Here is a 15,811-nt window from a genome sequence, read left to right on the forward strand (position 1 = left end):
GGCATCTGTGCTGCGATAAGAGGCGAAATCGGGGCTCTGGTGTGCGCGGCGCAGCATAAATGGTGTGCGCACCCGCCGACACTCTCATCCGCAGGCACCCTCGCCGGCCCGACACCACCCCCACGGACAGCGGTCCACCGCACCCGGCCCCCAACGACGCAGTGGGCCCCGCCGGATCCGGCGGGGCCCACTGTGCGTCGGTGCAAAGACGGGGTCAGATGCTCAACTGCTCCTTGATCGCACCCACGAAGGCCTCCAGGTCACCGGGGTCGCGGGAGGTGATCAGGGTCCACTCGTTGGCGGGGCACACCTTGACCTCCTGGTCCACCCAGTTGCCGCCAGCGTTGACGATGTCCGTCTTCACTGACGGGTAGGACGTGAGGGTCTTTCCGTCCACCAGGCCGGTCTCCACGAGCAGCCACGGGCCGTGGCACAAGGCGGCCACTGGGCGGCCGGAGGACGCGAAGGCCTTGGCGGTCTTCTGCGCGTCCTGGTCCAAGCGCAGGGCGTCTGCGTTGAGGGTCCCGCCGGGCAGCAGGAGCAGGTCGTACTCGGACTCGTTGACGCTGGAGATGGTCTGGTCCACGGGGAAGGTCTCTCCCCGGTCCCAGTCGCCCACGAGGGACTTCACCTCGCCGGTCTCGGGGGCGGCCACCGTAACCTCCGCCCCGTCAGCCCGCAACTTCTCCAGAGGGACCTTCAATTCGTCCTGCTCCACGCCCTGGTTGGTCACCAGAACGAGAATCTTCTTGCCGGATAGTTCAGCCATTGTCGAGAGTCCTTTCTCTTGGGTCGTGGTTTCACTGTGGCACCGCGGCACTTTCCCTGGCAAGGGCGCCCCCGCCGGTTCCGCTGTCAGCGACACGATCACGACGCCGCCGCGCGGCGTGTGCTGCGTGCACCCAGCGTCCCCCTCACGCGAAGGGGTGCGACACCCGGTCCAGTGCGGCGATGTCGTCCGCGCCCAGGTGCAGTGCGGGCGCCGCCACCAGCGAGGACAGCTGCGCGGCGGAGGATGCGGAAGCAATGGGTGCGGTGACGCCCTTGGCGAGCAGCCATGCGAGGGCCACGGTGGCCGGCTCGGCGCGGTGCCTGTCCGCCACGGAGACCAGTTCCTCCACAACCGCGAAACCCTCGGGGGAGACGTACTCCCGGGCCATCTGCTCGCGGGCCGCTCCTTCGAGGTCCTCGGTGGTGCGGTACTTGCCCGTGAGGAAGCCGGAGGCCAGGGCGAAGTAGGGGAACACGGCAGCGTCGTACTCCCGGGCGATCGCGGCGTAGTCCCGCTCGAAATCGCGGCGGTGCACCAGGTTGTACTGCGGCTGGATGGCCGCGGGCACCGCCATGCCGCGCTCGCGGGCCACCGTGAAGAACTCGCGCATGCGCTGCGGCGAGTAGTTGGACAGCCCTACCGCGTGCACGCGCCCGGAATCCACGAGCTCGTGAAAGGTTTCCACTTGCTGCTCGATGGGCGTGTCCGCGTCGTCATAGTGTGCGTAGTAGAGGTCCACGTAGCCGGTCTGCAACCGGTCGAGGGACGCCTCGAGGGAAGCCACCACGGTGTCGTGGGCCAGGCCGCGAAACTGCGGGTGCGCACCGGTCTTGGTCGCGAGCACCACGGAGTCACGGTTGCCGCGCGCCGCGAACCAGCGCCCCAGAACCGTCTCGGACTCCCCGCCCTCGTGGCCCTCGGCCCACACGGAGTACATGTCCGCGGTGTCCACGAAGTTTCCGCCCGCGGCCACGAAGGTGTCCAGGACGTCGAAGGACTGCTGCTCGTCGCTCGTCCACCCGAACGTGTTCCCTCCCAGGTTCAGCCGGAAGATCTCCTGCTCGATCCCGGCGATCCGTGCGGTGGTGGGTGCGTGCTGGCTCATGGGAACCTCCTGCGGTGGTGGTGTGGTGGCCGGTCGGGGCCTTTTCCCTGGCGACTGTAGCAAGCCGACATTACGGGGCGGGCAGTGTCAGGCGACGCCCGGCTCGGGGGCCTGCGCGACCTGGATGAGAGTGCCCCAGGGGTCCTCGAAGCGCAGCACAGCGCCGTCGTGGCGGGTGGCCACGCGGTGGTCCGTGAGGCGCTCCTCCAGCGCGGCGATGTCCTCGCCGGTGGGGAGGTCGATGTTGACCTGACCGAGGCCCAGGGACGCGGCGCGCGGACCGGCGCCCGCGCTGTTCCACGTGTTCAGAGCGATGTGGTGGTGGTAGCCGCCGGCGGAGACGAACAGGGCGGACCCGGCGTCGCTCATCACCTCGAAGCCGAGCGTGTCCACGTAGAACTCGCGCCCGGTGGGAATGTCGCCCACCTGCAGGTGGACATGACCCAGCGTGGAGGCCGGTGCCGTGGTCGGCTGTGGCGCCTCCCGGGACAGATTCGTGCGCAGGAACTCGTTCGGGTCCAGATAGTTGGAGGCCAGGCTGAGCAGGCCGTTCGCCTCGCGCTGCCACGTCTCACGGGGGCGGTCCGCGTAGAGCTCCACGCCGTTGCCCTCGGGATCCGTGAAGTAGAACGCCTGGCTGTAGAGGTGGTCCGCGGAGCCCGTGAAGGTGCCCGGTGCGAAACGGGCCATCGAGGCCAGCGCGCGGGCCAGGGCGGCGTCGTCGTCGAAGAGCACGGCGGTGTGGAACAGGCCCGCCTGGTTCGGGCGCCAGGACGGCAGGTCCGTGACGCGGCGCAGGCGCAGGACCATGCGGCCGTCGTGGCCCAGTACGGCGGTGTTCCCAGAGTGCTGCAGCACGTCCAGGGTCACGCCGGTGGAGTAGTAGGCGATCATCCCGTCCAGGTCCTTCACGAGCAGCTCCACGGCGCCCATGGTGGTGCCGTCGGAGAGCAGGTCGTCCGCCGGGCGGCGGCGCAGGCTGCGGGGATCGGGGCGCTGGGTGAGCAGGGACACGGGAACCACTTCCTTGTCGGGGGACGGCCCAGGAGGCCGCCGGAATACTCAACACATTACCTGAGAAATAGTTACTGCCGCAAGTATATCCGGACGGAAACATGGATGCAATGTCAACAAGCAGCCACCTTGTAATGGGCAATCACCACGTCGCCCCTCGGGCGGCCAACCGAACCTGACCACTCGTCCGAGCCCTGGCCCACGGGTCTGGATGTGTCGAGCAGAGAGGGGGGCAGGCCCGTGGGGGAGTTTCTGGACCGGCGCCCCGAGCAGTTCCTCGCCGCCTGCTGGCAGCACCTGGGCCTCACGGCGGTGGCCACGGTGAGCCCTCGTGTTCGTCCTTTCCCTGGGTCTTGCGCTGACCCGCGGCCCGCTGCATCGGCTCGGGCGTCCCGCGCTCGTGGCCGCGGGCATCGGCGAGGGGGCACCTGCCATCGGTCGGATGGTGCTGCTGGCGTGCGTCCTGGGCTTCGGGGTCCGCTCCTCGGTCGCGGGCCTCGTGGCCTGTGTGGTGCTCCCGGCTCTACGGGTCTTCACGGCGTGGCGGGCACCCCCGCGGTGGGTGGTCAGCTGCCCTGCTCCTGGATGATCGCGATCTTCTGCCACACCTTCCGCGCCATGTCCGAGGTGAGGGCCTCGATGCCCTCCACGGCGTCCAGCACGTCTGCGTCTGTGGTGTCCTCTGCGAACAGTGCGGCGGTCTTGCCCACGAGCGAGAGCATCTCCGTGCAGTAGTCCAGGTACTGGGTCATCTGTGCGCGCGTCAGTGCCGGTTCGTCCTCCCGCGCGTCCTCGGTGTAGACCCTGGCGGCGGGCAGGCGCTCCGGGACCTTCACGAGCTGGTGCATGTCGATCACGTGGGCGAGCGAGCGCAGTCGGTGCACCACGCGCAGCACGTGGGCGCGCTCCAGGCGTTGCGGCACCGCGAGCAGGAAGAAGATGGCGATGCCCGCGAAGACGAGGTCGTTGACCACCGTCTCCAGCAGGGGTAGCCAGTCCACCGGGCCGAGGGCGTCCGGGTCCGCCCAGATGCTCAGCGCCGCCAGGGTGATGGCCGTGCCGAAGACGAGCAGCACCACCAGGACGCCCAGCCGGGACAGGGCGCGGGCGGTGCGGATCCGGCGCCGGCTGATGCCACCGCCCTCGGTGACCTCGTCCACCAGGGCGATCAGCTCACCGCAGACCTCCCACAGGCTGCGCTGGGGGAAGCGGGAGTAGATCCGGCGCTGCAGGGCGGCCGCGGACGCGCGCACGGCCTGGTCGTCCAGGTGCTGGTAGCGGCTCTCGGGCGGTGGCCCGTCGTCGTGGTCGTCGGGGCGGGCGGGAAGCGGGCGGGGCGAGCGCATCCCAGTAGGGTACGTGACCTGCCCGCCACCGGTGGCCCCGGCGGAAACGCGCACGAGCGCCAGCTGCGCCGTCAGCTGCGCTCCAGGTGCGCAGGGGTGACGTTCGCGGGGTCCAGGACCGCCGCGATCTGGGTGCCCAGCAGGAAGGCGAGCAGCGCGTCTACCCAGGAGGCGAGGTCCACGTGCCCGGCGACGTCGCGTTCGACTTGATGGTCTCGCAGGGCCTGATCACGCGGCGCCGTGGTGACGTGAGCGGGGCGGGGCCGTCCTCGCCAGGCCCGCGGCGTCGTCGTCATGACGGGACGAACAGGAGCCCGCGGTGATCCAGCGGCGTGCCCTCGCGCCGACCCGACGGGAGACGACAGGACGGCAGCCACCCGGAGGTGGCTGCCGCTGTCACCGTGCGACCAGGAGGCCACTGCCCGCGCGGAGTATGAGGGACGCGTCCCGGTTCAGGAGGCGTCGGAGAGAAGCGTGTAGGGCAGGTGGTACTCGGTGACGAAGCGCTGGAGCTCCTGGGGTCGTCCCCGGAGACGCCGTAGACGTCGTAGCCCTGGCCTTTCAAGGCGGCCAGGTTGTCCCGGAAGTCGCATGCCTCGGTGGTGCACCCCGGCGTGAAGGCCTTGGGGTAGAAGTACACCACGGTGCCGCTGTGGGTGGCGTCGGCAAGGTCCACGGTGCTGCCGTCGTGGGCGGTCAGTCGCAGCGCGGGGGCGGGGTCTCCGGTGGAGAGTTCGCGTGACATGTGGGCTCCTCGTGGGTCGGGGACGGGCTGCGGCGCTGAGGTTCGGCGTGGTTCAGCGCGCGAAGATGCGAGATATGAAATCTTCTGTCATCCACATCACGCGTCAAGGGGTGGACGGCAAATTTCTCGGGACATGACAACGGTGTGGTGTGCCTGCGATGTCCTGCGGAATCCGGGATCCGGGGTCCGAGGGTCCGGGTTCGGGGGCGGCCTCGGCGTGGTGCAGGGGCGGCCATCACCGTGTGGCCAGCGTTCCCGAAGGGTTGATACGTCTGGGTGGCCCCCGCCTCAGCGTCCCCGCACGTACCCCAGCTGCTTGTCGACGACGTTCTTCCACTCCTCGCCGCGCAGCCAGCGGATCACGTTGGCCTCGAACTGTTCCGCCAGGGTGTCCCGCCAGCCAATAACGTCCCCGCTCATGTGGGCGGAGACGTGCACGGTGGGCATCCTCCAGAACGGGTGGTCTCGGGGGAGGGGTTCCTGGTCGAACACGTCTAGGGACGCCGCCGCGATGCGTTCGTCGCGCAGGGCGTCCAGTAGTGCGGGTTCGTCCACGACGGCTCCACGGCCCACGTTGATCACGTGCGCCGTGGGTTTCATGCGCTCAAGGACCGCGGCGTCCAGGAGTCCTCGTGTCTCATCCGTCAGTGGCGTGATGAGCACGAGGTGGTCCACATCGGCCACGTGCTCGGCGAGCCGGCTGCTGTCGACCACCGAGCCGAAGTCCTCGTCGTGCTCGCGGGCGGTGCGTCCGGCCCCCGTGACCCGCAGGCCGACCGCCCGCAGGAGCCTGGCCGTGGCCCTGCCGATCCCACCCGTACCGACCACGAGGGCGTGTTGATCGCCGGTCTGCTGCAGCTCGCGGTGCTGCCACGTCCGCTCGTTCTGCAGCTGCTTGCTGCGGTGCAGCTGCTTGTTGTGGGCCAGGACGGACGCGAGCACGAATTCCGCGATCGGTACGTCGAAGGCGCCGCGCGCGTTCGTCACGGTGATGTCCGAGGCGCGCAACTCGTCGAACAACAGCGAGTCCACGCCAGCGGCGGCCACGTGGATCCATTCGAGGTCGGTCGCGCCGGACCACGCGTCCCGCAGTGCCGACGAGAAGAAGTCCCACACCAGCAACGCCCGGGCCCCGGGGAGTGCGGATTCGAGATCCTCCGCGTGTGTGTAGACCACCTCCACCATGTCCTCGATGCGTGCAGCATTGGGTAGGGGAGGCGCGTCGGGGGAGGTGAGGACCACGAGGCGGGGGCGGCGTCGTGCCCTGTGCGCTGCGGCGTCGTCGTCACCGGACCCTCGGTGATCGCGAGTCGGACGACCGGCCTCGGCGCGGGGTGCATCGGGGAATGCGTGCATGTCGTGGGAGGGCTGGGCGAGTGGACGTTGCTGCGTCATCATCGCACCCTAGGCCAATCCGCTGATTGTTGACAATCATTCGATCCGGCTCGGAGAATGTGACGCATGGCATCCCTGAGCCCTCTTCTCAAGCAGGCAACTCCCGTCGTGGTCGATCACGCGTCCGGGAGTTGGATCCACGGCACCGACGGGCGGGAGTACCTGGACTTCACCACGGGCATCGGCGTGACCAGCACCGGTCACTGCCACCCCCGGGTGGTGGAGGCCGCACGCGAACAAGTGGGCAAGGTGATCCACGCGCAGTGCACCACCGTGATGCACCCGCCGCTGCTCGAGTTCACCGAGCGCCTGGGGGAGGTGCTGCCCGCGGGGTTGGACTCCCTGTTCTTCGCCAATTCGGGGTCGGAAGCCGTGGAGGCCGGCATCCGCTTGGCACGCATGGCCACCGGTCGTCCCAACATCGTGGTGTTCCAGGGCGGGTTCCACGGCCGCACGGTGGCGGCGGCATCCCTGACGACCGCCGGGACCAAGTTCTCCGCCGGTTTCTCGCCGCTCATGGCCGGCGTGCACATGTCCGCGTTCCCCTACGCCTACCGCTACGGCTGGGACATGGACACCGCCGTGGACTTCGCGTTGCAGGAACTCGACTACCTGCTGATGACACGTACCGCGCCCCAGGACACCGCGGCGTTCCTCATCGAACCCGCGCTGGGGGACGGCGGCTACATCCCCACGCCCCCGCGGTTCCTCGAGGGACTGCGGGAACGGGCGGACCGCCACGGCATCCTCCTGATCTTCGACGAGGTGCAGGCCGGCGTGGGCCGCACCGGCAAGTACTGGGGGCACCAGCACTCCACCGCCTCCCCGGACATCCAGATCATGGCCAAGGGCATCGCCTCCGGCTTCCCTATCTCCGTGATCGCGGCCTCCACCGAGCTCATGTCCCAGGGGTGGCCCGGTTCCCAGGGCGGGACCTACGGCGGTAACGCGGTCTCCGCCGCGGCGGGTGTGGCCACCCTGCGGGTCGTGGAGGAGGAGGGCCTGGTCGAGAACTCCCGGGTGCGCGGTGAGCAGCTCCGAGCCGGGCTGGAGGAGATCAAGACCCGCTACCCGGTCATCGGGGACGTGCGCGGCTTGGGGCTGATGCAGGGCATCGAGTTCACCGCCGAGGACGGGTCACCGGACGCCGCCATCGCCGCGGCGGTCCAGCAGGCCACGGTGGACCAGGACCTCCTCACCCTCACGTGCGGTCCCGCGGGCAACGTGGTCCGGTTGATCCCCGCGCTCGTGGTCACCGAACGCGAGATCGAGCAGGGTCTCGAGCGGTTCGACGCCGCTCTGGCCGCCGTCACGTCGCCGTCCGGCGCGACCACCGGGGACCGAGGGAGCCGATGACGGCCGCGCCGGTCACCGAGCACGCCGTGATCTCCCGGTTGCGCGGCTCGGGTGTGGAGGTGGACGCGTCCGAGCGCCGCACCTCCGAGTACGCCTACGACGCCTCGAATTACCGCGTGCGTCCGCTGGCCGTGGTGTTCCCGCGCACCGTGGACGACGTCGTGGCCACGGTGCGCGCGTGCGCGGACACCCGCACCCCCGTGGTCAGTCGGGGCGGCGGGACGTCCATGGCGGGCAATGCGGTGGGCAGCGGCGTCGTCGTCGACTTCTCGCGGCACATGAACCGCATCCTGGAGATCGACCCGGGCGCGGGAACGGTCGCCGTGGAACCCGGTGTGGTCCTTGCGACCCTCATCCGCGAGGTCGAGGCCGCGACCGGTCAGCGGCTCACCTTCGCGCCGGACCCCTCGTCCAAGAACCGCGCCACGGTGGGCGGGGCCATCGGCAACGACGCGTGTGGCAACCACTCCGTGCGGTACGGGCGCACGAGCGATCACACGGTCGAGATCGACGTCGTGACCGCGGACGGCGCACGGCTCACTGCCACCGCGACCGGACTGCGCGCCACGGACCCCGACGACCGCGCCTCGGTGCTGCGGGCGAGCGAGCTGAGCGGCGAGCTGCGTGCGCTGGCCCGTGAGCACCTCGCGGCGTTCCGGCTCGAGCTCGGCCGGATCCCGCGCCAGGTGTCCGGGTACCACCTGCAGAACCTGCTCCCCGAGAAGGGCTTCGACATGGCCCGCGCCCTGGTGGGGTCCGAGGGGACGTGCGCGTTGATCGTGGGCGCGCGCATGCGGCTCGTCCCCAAGCCCGCGAGCGCGCTGCTGGTCTGCCTGGGGTACGACACCGTGGTCGACGCCGCTCGTGACGTGACCACGATCCTCGAGTTCTCACCCGCAGCGGTGGAGGGTACGGACAAGGCCATCGTGGAGACCATGCGGTGGCGGCGCGGACCGGATTCCGTGACGGGACTGCCGGATGGCAATGCGTGGTTGTTCGTGGACCTGGACGGTGACACGCGCGAAGCCGTGGCCGGGCAGGCGGACGAGTTGCTCACACGACTCGGTGGGAACGGCCGCCTGGTGGAGGGGATCGCCGTCGCGGATCCCGAGGGACGTGCGAACCTGTGGCGGGTCCGCGAGGACGGCGCGGGGCTCTCGTCGCGGCTGGCCACGGGAGGTGAGTCCTGGCCGGGGTGGGGGGACTCCGCGGTGGCCCCCGAGAACCTGGCCGCCTACCTCGCCGAGCTGCGCACGCTGATGGGCGAGTACGACCTGGACGGTGTGATGTACGGGCACTTCGGCGCCGGGTGCATGCACATCCGCATCACGTTCGACCTGCGCACCGAACGCGGCCGCGAGGTGTACCGCGAGTTCACCCGGGACGCCGCCCGCCTGGTGGTGCGCCACGGCGGCTCGCTGTCCGGGGAACACGGGGACGGCCGGGCCCGCTCCGCGCTGCTGCCCCTCATGTATTCGCCCGAGGTGCTCGAGGCCTTCGCCGCGTTCCGGCGCGCATGGGATCCCGAGGGGCTGTTGAACCCGGGCTCGATCGTGGATCCGGCACCGATCGACGCTCACCTGGCGTTGGAGGGTGTCCCGGACCGGCAGTGGCGCACGAGCTTCGACCTGCAACCGGTCGGCGCCGCGGAGACCGCCCGCGAATCGGGGCGGGACGCCCAGCCCGACCCCTGGGTGCACGCCGTCCAGGGGTGCATCGGTGTGGGGCGGTGCCGCGCGGACGGCGGTGGCGTGATGTGCCCCAGTTTCCGGGCCACGCGGGACGAGAAGGACTCCACACGCGGGCGCGCCCGGGTGCTGCAGGACATGGTCCGCGGCGCCGCGACCGTGGCCGAGGGCTGGCGCTCCCAGGACGCCCGCGAGGCCCTGGACCTGTGCCTCTCCTGCAAGGCGTGCGCCACGGACTGCCCCGCGGGGGTGGACATGGCCACCTACAAGTCCGAGTTCTTCGACCACTACTACGCGCGTCGGATCCGGCCGCGCTCCCACTACTCCCTGGGCTGGCTGCCGCGGTGGCTCGGGATCGCGGGGCGGATCGCACCGCTCGTCAACGCGGTCCTGGCCACGCCGCTGGGCGGATTCGCCGCACGCCTCGGTGGCCTCACCCCGCACCGTGCCCTGCCGCGGTTCGCGCGCGCCGGGCAGTGGCGCCGGGAGGTCGACGACGCCGCTCGGCCCGTTCCGCGCACCGGTGTCCTGGCTCCCGCCGGGGCCCACGACGCGGACGCGCCCGGCGGACTGGACGTCGTGCTGTTCGTGGACACCTTCACCCGAGGCTTCCGGCCCGAGGTGGCCGGTGCCGCCGCGCGGGTCCTCGCCGGGGCGGGGGACGCACTGGAGTGCTCGGCGGACGTGTGCTGCGGACTGACCTGGATCTCCACGGGACAACTGGGCACCGCCAAGAAGCTACTGACCCGCGCCGCGGCCGCGCTGGACGACGGGTCCGAGCGCCCCATCGTCGTCGTGGAACCCAGTTGCGCCGCAGCACTGCGCAAGGACCTGCCCGAACTCGTCCCCACGGAACAGGCGCGGCGGGTGGCACGCCGGGTCACGAGTTTCGCCGCGTACGTCGCATCGTGGGCGGGTGAGCGGCACGTGGCCCCACCGGCCGCGCCGGTACCGCGGCGCGCCGTGGTCCAGACCCACTGTCACGAGTACTCCGTGTTCGGCCCAGCGACCCAGCGCAGGGCCCTGGCCGTCGCGGGAGTGGCGGAGGTGAGCGAGGCGAACGGGTGCTGCGGCGTCGCGGGCAACTTCGGTTTCGAGGCCGAGCACTACGACGTCAGCATGCTCGTGGCCGAGACGTCCCTGGCGCCGGCGCTGCGCGCGGCCGCACCGGACACCGCCGTTCTCACGGACGGGTTCTCGTGCGCGATGCAGGTGGGCCACGTGGATCCCGGCGCTCGCGGCCTGCACATCGCACAGATCCTGGACCCCGGGCCCGCAGCGACCGGACCCCAACCATCGGGCACCGCGTGATCAGGCCCACCGACGCTCTCCGACACGTACCCACGACCGACGAAGGAATCCTCATGAGCGCACACACCACCGAATACCGCACCTCCCGGGCCGCCCTCGACGCGGTGGCCAAGGTCAGCACGGGCACGTTCATCGACGGCCAGTGGGGTGAGGCCGCCTCCGGTGCCCGGTTCGACGTCGTCAATCCCGCGACCGAGGAGGTCATCGCCACGGTCGCGGACGGCGGCCCGGAGGACGCCCGGCGCGCGATCGAGACCGCGGGGCGCGTGCAGAAGCAGTGGGCGGCCACACCGCCGCGTGAGCGCGGCGAGATCCTCCGCCGGGCGTACGAGTTGATCATGCAGCGTCAGGACGAACTGGCGCTCGTCATGACCACGGAAATGGGCAAGCCGCTCGCCGAGGCCAAGGGCGAGGTGGCGTACGCCGCCGAGTTCTTCCGGTGGTTCTCCGAGGAGGCCGTGCGGATCGGCGGTGATCAGACCATGACCGGGGACGGCAAGAACCGGATCATGGTGTCCAAGGAGCCCGTGGGGCCGTGCGTCCTGGTCACGCCGTGGAACTTCCCCCTGGCCATGGGCACCCGCAAGATCGGCCCGGCCGTGGCCGCGGGGTGCACCATGGTGTTCAAGCCCGCCAACCTCACTCCGCTGTCCTCGCTGGCCCTCGTGGACATCCTGATCGAGGCGGGACTGCCCCGCGGGGTGCTCAACGTGGTGTGCACCAAGAAGGCGTCCTCGGTCGTGGGCCCGTGGATGGCCAGCGGGATCGCCCGGAAGGTCAGTTTCACCGGGTCCACCGAGGTGGGCGTGCGGCTGTTGGAACAAGCGGCGCAGCACGTGATGCGCTCCTCCATGGAACTGGGTGGCAACGCGCCGTTCATCGTCTTCGAGGACGCGGATCTGGATCGCGCCGTGGACGGCGCCGTGGCGGCCAAGATGCGCAACATGGGGGAGGCGTGCACCGCGGCCAACCGGTTGTTCGTGCACCGCTCGGTGATGAGCGAGTTCTCCCGCAAGCTCGCCGAACGGCTCGGGGCACTCTCGGTGGGCGACGGCGCCCAGGACGGCACCGACGTCGGGCCCCTCGTGGAGGCCAAGGCGCTCGACAAGGTCCAGGAACTCGTGGACGACGCCGTGGCCCGCGGCGCCACCGTGGAGTGCGGTGGTTCCCGCCCCGACCGGCCCGGATTCTTCTACAAGCCCACCGTGCTGCAGGGGGTGGACCCGGACTCCAAACTGATGAGTGAAGAGATCTTCGGTCCCGTGGCGCCGGTGATCCCGTTCGACTCGGAGGACGAGGTGCTCGAGCTGGCCAACGACACGCCGTGGGGACTCGTGGGCTACCTGTTCACCCAGGACGTGGATCGCAGCTTCCGCGTGAGCGACGCCCTCGAGGTCGGGATGGTGGGCCTGAACACGGGGATCGTCTCCAATCCCGCGGCACCGTTCGGCGGCGTCAAGGCGTCCGGGCTCGGACGCGAGGGCGGACGCGTGGGGATCGAGGAGTTCCTCGAGTACAAGTACGTGGCCGTGCCGCGCGGCTGAGTCGGGGGGCGGGTCAGTCGTCGCTCGAGGTCAACCGCATCACGGCATCGCGCATGTGCTCGAGCAGCAGGGTGTCCACGCGGGGAGCGTCACCCGCCCCGATGGCCTCCGTGATCTCGCGGTGCTCCTCCAGGCGGAAACTGTGCGATGCGTACCGGGTCTCCAGAGCGGTCATGCACATGCGGGTCTCGACCATGAGGGTGTCGTGCATGCGGATCAGACGGGGACTGCCCGAGAGTTCCACGAGCAACGCGTGGAACTGCACGTCCGCTTCCGTGAGCGAGGCGGTGTCCCCGTGATCGATCGCCCGGGACATCGCCTCGACCTTCTCACCCAGACGCTGTGCCGCAGCCTCCGGATCGGTCGTGATCACCCGGGCGGCCGCCGCGCGCTCCACGGCGCCGCGGGCGAGATAGAGGTCCCGGACGTCGTCGTCGGTGATCTGCGTGACGAACACCCCGCGGTTGCGCACGCTGAGCAGAAGGCCTTCCTGGGTGAGGCGCTGCATGGCCTCGCGCAACGGACCCCGACTCACGCCCAGGGCGCGGCTCAACTCCATCTCGTTGAGTTGTTGGCCGGGGGCCAGCTCGCCCGCACCGATGGCTTGACGCAATTGCCGGGCCAACAAGGACGGGGTGGTTTCCTGTACCACGGGTCGCAGCAGATTGCCGGGCATGGCCGCCTCCGGTCCTGGCAGACCCGAAGGTCCGCGCATCCAAGTCTTACGTATCGCACAGCCTATGGGTAGGATTGTCGACAATCAAACGGTCCACGGGCCGCCAGGCTCCATGATCTCTCGATGCCGGACCGATCCCGGGCGCGCCGACGCCCACCGATTGCACCATGGAGGTTTCCATGAATTCGCAACATCAATCCGATCTGCCCCACGAATCGCGGGACCCGCGCGACATGACGTCCCCCGCGGCGTCGTCACACCCGGAACCGGACGCGAGTACCGTGCGCCGCGCGGTGGCCGCCTCCGCGATCGGTAATGCCACGGAGTGGTTCGACTACGGCGTGTACGCCGTGTCGGTCGTGTACATCACCCAGAACTTCTTCCCGGGGGAGGCCGGCACGCTGCTGGCTCTGAGTACGTTCGCCCTGTCGTTCCTGGTCCGCCCTCTGGGCGGACTGTTCTGGGGCCCGCTCGGTGACCGGTTGGGACGCAAGAAGATCCTTGCGTTGACCATCATCCTGATGGCCGGTGCCACGTTCTGCATCGGCATCCTGCCCACCCACGCGACCATCGGCTTCGTGGCACCCGTCCTGCTCGTGCTGCTGCGTGTGATCCAGGGCTTCTCGACCGGCGGTGAGTACGGCGGTGCCGCCACGTTCATGGCCGAGTACGCCCCGGACAAGAAGCGCGGCTTCCTGGGCAGCTTCCTGGAGTTCGGCACCCTGGGCGGTTTCGCGCTGGGTTCACTGATCGTGTTGATGGGCGAGGTGACCCTGGGCAACGACGCCATGATGGAGTGGGGCTGGCGGATCCCCTTCCTGCTGGCCGGCCCGCTGGGCCTGATCGGCCTGTACCTGCGGTCCAAGCTGGCGGATTCGCCCGTGTTCCTGGAGCTCGAGGAAGCCGGCCACTCGGAGGAATCCGCGGGCATGGCCCTCAAGGAACTGGTCACCACCTACTGGAAGCCCATGCTGATCATGGCCGGGTTGGTCGTGTCCGTGAACGTGGTCAACTACACGCTGCTGAGCTACATGCCCACCTACCTCGAGGGTCAGACCGAGATGTCCTCACAGACGGTGCTGACCATCATGTTCATCGCGCAGTTCGCCATGATGCTCGTGATCCCGTTCGCCGGGAAACTCTCCGACAAGCTTGGGCGCAAACCCATGTGGTACTTCTCGCTCATTGGTCTGATCGTGATGTCCATCCCCATGTACATGCTCATGGCCAACGGCTTCTGGTGGGCACTGCTGGGCTTCGCGGTGCTGGGGCTGCTCTACATCCCCCAGTTGGCGTGCATCTCCGCCACGTTCCCGGCGATGTTCCCCACGCAGGTGCGCTACGCCGGGTTCGCGATCACCTACAACGTGTCCACGGCGATCTTCGGCGGCACCGCCCCGCTGGTCAACGAGGCGCTCATCGAGGCGACCGGCAACCCGCTGATCCCCGCGTTCTACATGATGGGCGCATGCGTGATCGGCCTGATCGCCGCCAAGTTCATGAAGGAGACCGTGGGGGCGTCCCTGCGCGGCACGGAGATCCCGGAGACGGGCAAGATGCCCGTGGTCGCCCGGCGGTAGCCGGTCCGTTCAGCGGGACAGCAGACGCAACGCGGTCAGGGTGTACGCCCTGGCCGCTTGCGAAAGTTCTTCCACGCTCACGGACTCGTCCACCTGGTGCGCCTGGTCGTTGAGTCCTCCGGGTCCCATGACCACCGTGGGCACGCCGTGGTCCCGCGCGATGAACCCGCCGTCGCACGCGGCCGTCCACCCGCCGATCGACGTTGCGCCGCCCGCGTCCGCCACGGCGTCGTGCACGGTGGTGACGAGTTCGTGCTCCCGGTCGGTGCGGAAACCCGGCATGGACATGGTGATTTCCACGTCCAGGGAGATCCCGTCGCCGGTGATCCCCGCACGGTCCACCGCCGCGCGCAGCTCGGCGACGATGCGCTCGGGGTCCTCACCCGGCATGAGCCTCCGGTCCAACCACACGTGACAGGACGGCGCCACCATGGAGGTGGCCCGGCCGCCCTCGATCTTGCCCACGTTCCACGTGGGCGACCCCAGCAGCGGATCGCTGCGGCGGGCGTGTTCCTCGTGGTCCCGCCGGATCAGGCGCAGCAGGGCCGCCGCGGCATCGATCGCGTTGCGCCCGTCGGCGGGGCGCCCCGAGTGCGCCGGGACCCCGGTGATCTCGACCTCGAGGTACGCGTCCCCACGACATGCGATCACGGTCTGCAGGTCGGTCGGTTCGGCCACCACGCAGCCGAGGAACGCACGCCCCAGCCCCCGCGCGGTGAGTTGCCGGATCCCGAGACCCAGGTCCTCCTCGTCCACGGTGGACGACAGCCTCACGGGTCCGGACAGGCACACACCCGAGCGGCGCAGGGCGTCCATGGCACACAGCACCGAGGCGAGCCCGCCCTTCATGTCCGTGGCCCCGCGCCCGTACAGCCGGTCGCCGTCGACCACCGCGTCGTACGGCGCCCGCGTCCACCCGGGCCCCGCGGGCACGACGTCCGAGTGGCCCAGGAACAGCAGCCCCGGCCCGTCCGCCACGGGACCGCCCACGGGCAGATCCACGTCCACGTTCGGCCGACCGGGGGACACGACGTCGCTGCGAGCAGTCAATCCGCGCTCGCTCGCTGCTCGCTCCAGGACGTGGGCGGTGTCCTCCTCGGTGCCCCCGGGGTTCTCGCCGGCGGCATTCACCAGGGCGCACGTGAGGTCCACGAGCTCGTCCGTGTCGATGAGGTCGAGCACGGCCTGCTCCTGCGGGCTGCACCGCACGCCGTCGTGGCTCATGATGGGTCTCCTTATCCAGTCCGAACGGGTGGCGCTGCGCCGAGGTGGCCGGGTC

At 69.9% G+C, this 15,811-nt stretch carries 14 protein-coding genes; 5 read left to right on the forward strand and 9 right to left on the reverse strand.

The window, feature by feature from the left end:
- Window positions 1-214: 214 nt before the first annotated feature.
- The 3 genes from RF646_RS09460 to RF646_RS09470 form a co-directional block, all read right to left on the reverse strand.
- A complete protein-coding gene (locus RF646_RS09460; protein ID WP_368835824.1) occupies window positions 215-769 on the reverse strand; it encodes a type 1 glutamine amidotransferase domain-containing protein in 555 nt (184 codons plus the stop codon).
- 145 nt (window positions 770-914) lie between these two features.
- Window positions 915-1,877, reverse strand: coding sequence for an aldo/keto reductase (locus RF646_RS09465; protein WP_368835825.1), 963 nt, complete (start codon window positions 1,875-1,877; stop codon window positions 915-917).
- An 87-nt stretch (window positions 1,878-1,964) separates the two neighbouring features.
- The gene (locus tag RF646_RS09470; RefSeq protein WP_368835826.1) at window positions 1,965-2,891 is read right to left on the reverse strand and encodes a VOC family protein; all 927 of its coding nucleotides are present in this window, start codon (window positions 2,889-2,891) and stop codon (window positions 1,965-1,967) included.
- A gap of 331 nt (window positions 2,892-3,222) precedes the next feature.
- Here RF646_RS09470 and RF646_RS09475 point away from each other — a divergent pair, with 331 nt between their 5' ends.
- Window positions 3,223-3,480, forward strand: coding sequence for a hypothetical protein (locus RF646_RS09475; RefSeq protein WP_144998461.1), 258 nt, complete (start codon window positions 3,223-3,225; stop codon window positions 3,478-3,480).
- Here the strand turns inward: RF646_RS09475 and RF646_RS09480 are convergent.
- The 4 genes from RF646_RS09480 to RF646_RS09495 all read right to left on the reverse strand — a co-directional run bounded on the left by RF646_RS09480 (window position 3,458) and on the right by RF646_RS09495 (window position 6,377).
- Window positions 3,458-4,237 carry a hypothetical protein gene (locus tag RF646_RS09480; protein WP_144998459.1) on the reverse strand — a complete coding sequence of 260 codons (780 nt, stop codon included), beginning with the start codon at window positions 4,235-4,237 and terminating at the stop codon, window positions 3,458-3,460. The two genes, RF646_RS09475 and RF646_RS09480, sit on opposite strands and share 23 nt — an antisense overlap.
- A 71-nt stretch (window positions 4,238-4,308) precedes the next feature.
- Complete coding sequence (locus tag RF646_RS09485; RefSeq protein WP_144998457.1) at window positions 4,309-4,533, reverse strand: hypothetical protein; 225 nt, start codon at window positions 4,531-4,533, stop codon at window positions 4,309-4,311.
- Entirely contained in the window at window positions 4,530-4,982 is a 453-nt protein-coding gene (locus RF646_RS09490) for a peroxiredoxin (protein ID WP_368835827.1), read from the reverse strand. The genes RF646_RS09485 and RF646_RS09490 overlap by 4 nt, the downstream gene beginning before the upstream one ends.
- Window positions 4,983-5,270: 288 nt before the next feature.
- Window positions 5,271-6,377, reverse strand: coding sequence for a D-2-hydroxyacid dehydrogenase (locus tag RF646_RS09495; RefSeq protein ID WP_368835828.1), 1,107 nt, complete (start codon window positions 6,375-6,377; stop codon window positions 5,271-5,273).
- Window positions 6,378-6,443: 66 nt separating this feature from the next.
- On the opposite strand from RF646_RS09495, the gene RF646_RS09500 reads away from it, so the two are divergent.
- From RF646_RS09500 to RF646_RS09510, 3 genes are read left to right on the forward strand one after another with little or no spacing between them, the layout of a single operon-like run.
- A complete protein-coding gene (locus tag RF646_RS09500; RefSeq protein WP_368835829.1) occupies window positions 6,444-7,733 on the forward strand; it encodes an aspartate aminotransferase family protein in 1,290 nt (429 codons plus the stop codon).
- Window positions 7,730-10,732 (forward strand): FAD-binding and (Fe-S)-binding domain-containing protein, encoded by a 3,003-nt coding sequence (locus RF646_RS09505; RefSeq protein WP_368835830.1) that lies wholly within the window; start codon window positions 7,730-7,732, stop codon window positions 10,730-10,732. Before RF646_RS09500 ends, RF646_RS09505 begins: the two co-directional genes overlap by 4 nt.
- A 53-nt stretch (window positions 10,733-10,785) precedes the next feature.
- Window positions 10,786-12,276, forward strand: a complete 1,491-nt coding sequence (locus tag RF646_RS09510; RefSeq protein ID WP_085106496.1) for an NAD-dependent succinate-semialdehyde dehydrogenase — start codon at window positions 10,786-10,788, stop codon at window positions 12,274-12,276.
- 13 nt (window positions 12,277-12,289) lie between these two features.
- Here RF646_RS09510 and RF646_RS09515 read toward each other — a convergent pair whose 3' ends face one another.
- Window positions 12,290-12,952: a GntR family transcriptional regulator gene (locus tag RF646_RS09515; protein ID WP_368835831.1), complete on the reverse strand. Its 663-nt coding sequence runs from the start codon at window positions 12,950-12,952 to the stop codon at window positions 12,290-12,292.
- A 233-nt stretch (window positions 12,953-13,185) separates the two neighbouring features.
- Between RF646_RS09515 and RF646_RS09520 the strand changes: the two genes are divergently transcribed.
- Window positions 13,186-14,532: an MFS transporter gene (locus RF646_RS09520; protein ID WP_064847480.1), complete on the forward strand. Its 1,347-nt coding sequence runs from the start codon at window positions 13,186-13,188 to the stop codon at window positions 14,530-14,532.
- A gap of 9 nt (window positions 14,533-14,541) precedes the next feature.
- On the opposite strand, the gene RF646_RS09525 is transcribed toward RF646_RS09520, so the two are convergent.
- Entirely contained in the window at window positions 14,542-15,756 is a 1,215-nt protein-coding gene (locus RF646_RS09525; RefSeq protein WP_085106495.1) for a M20 family metallopeptidase, read from the reverse strand.
- Between the last annotated feature and the right edge of the window lie 55 nt (window positions 15,757-15,811).

Origin of the sequence: Kocuria sp. CPCC 205261, assembly GCF_040981025.1 — a bacterium.
In the GTDB taxonomy this organism is placed as follows: domain Bacteria; phylum Actinomycetota; class Actinomycetes; order Actinomycetales; family Micrococcaceae; genus Kocuria; species Kocuria marina.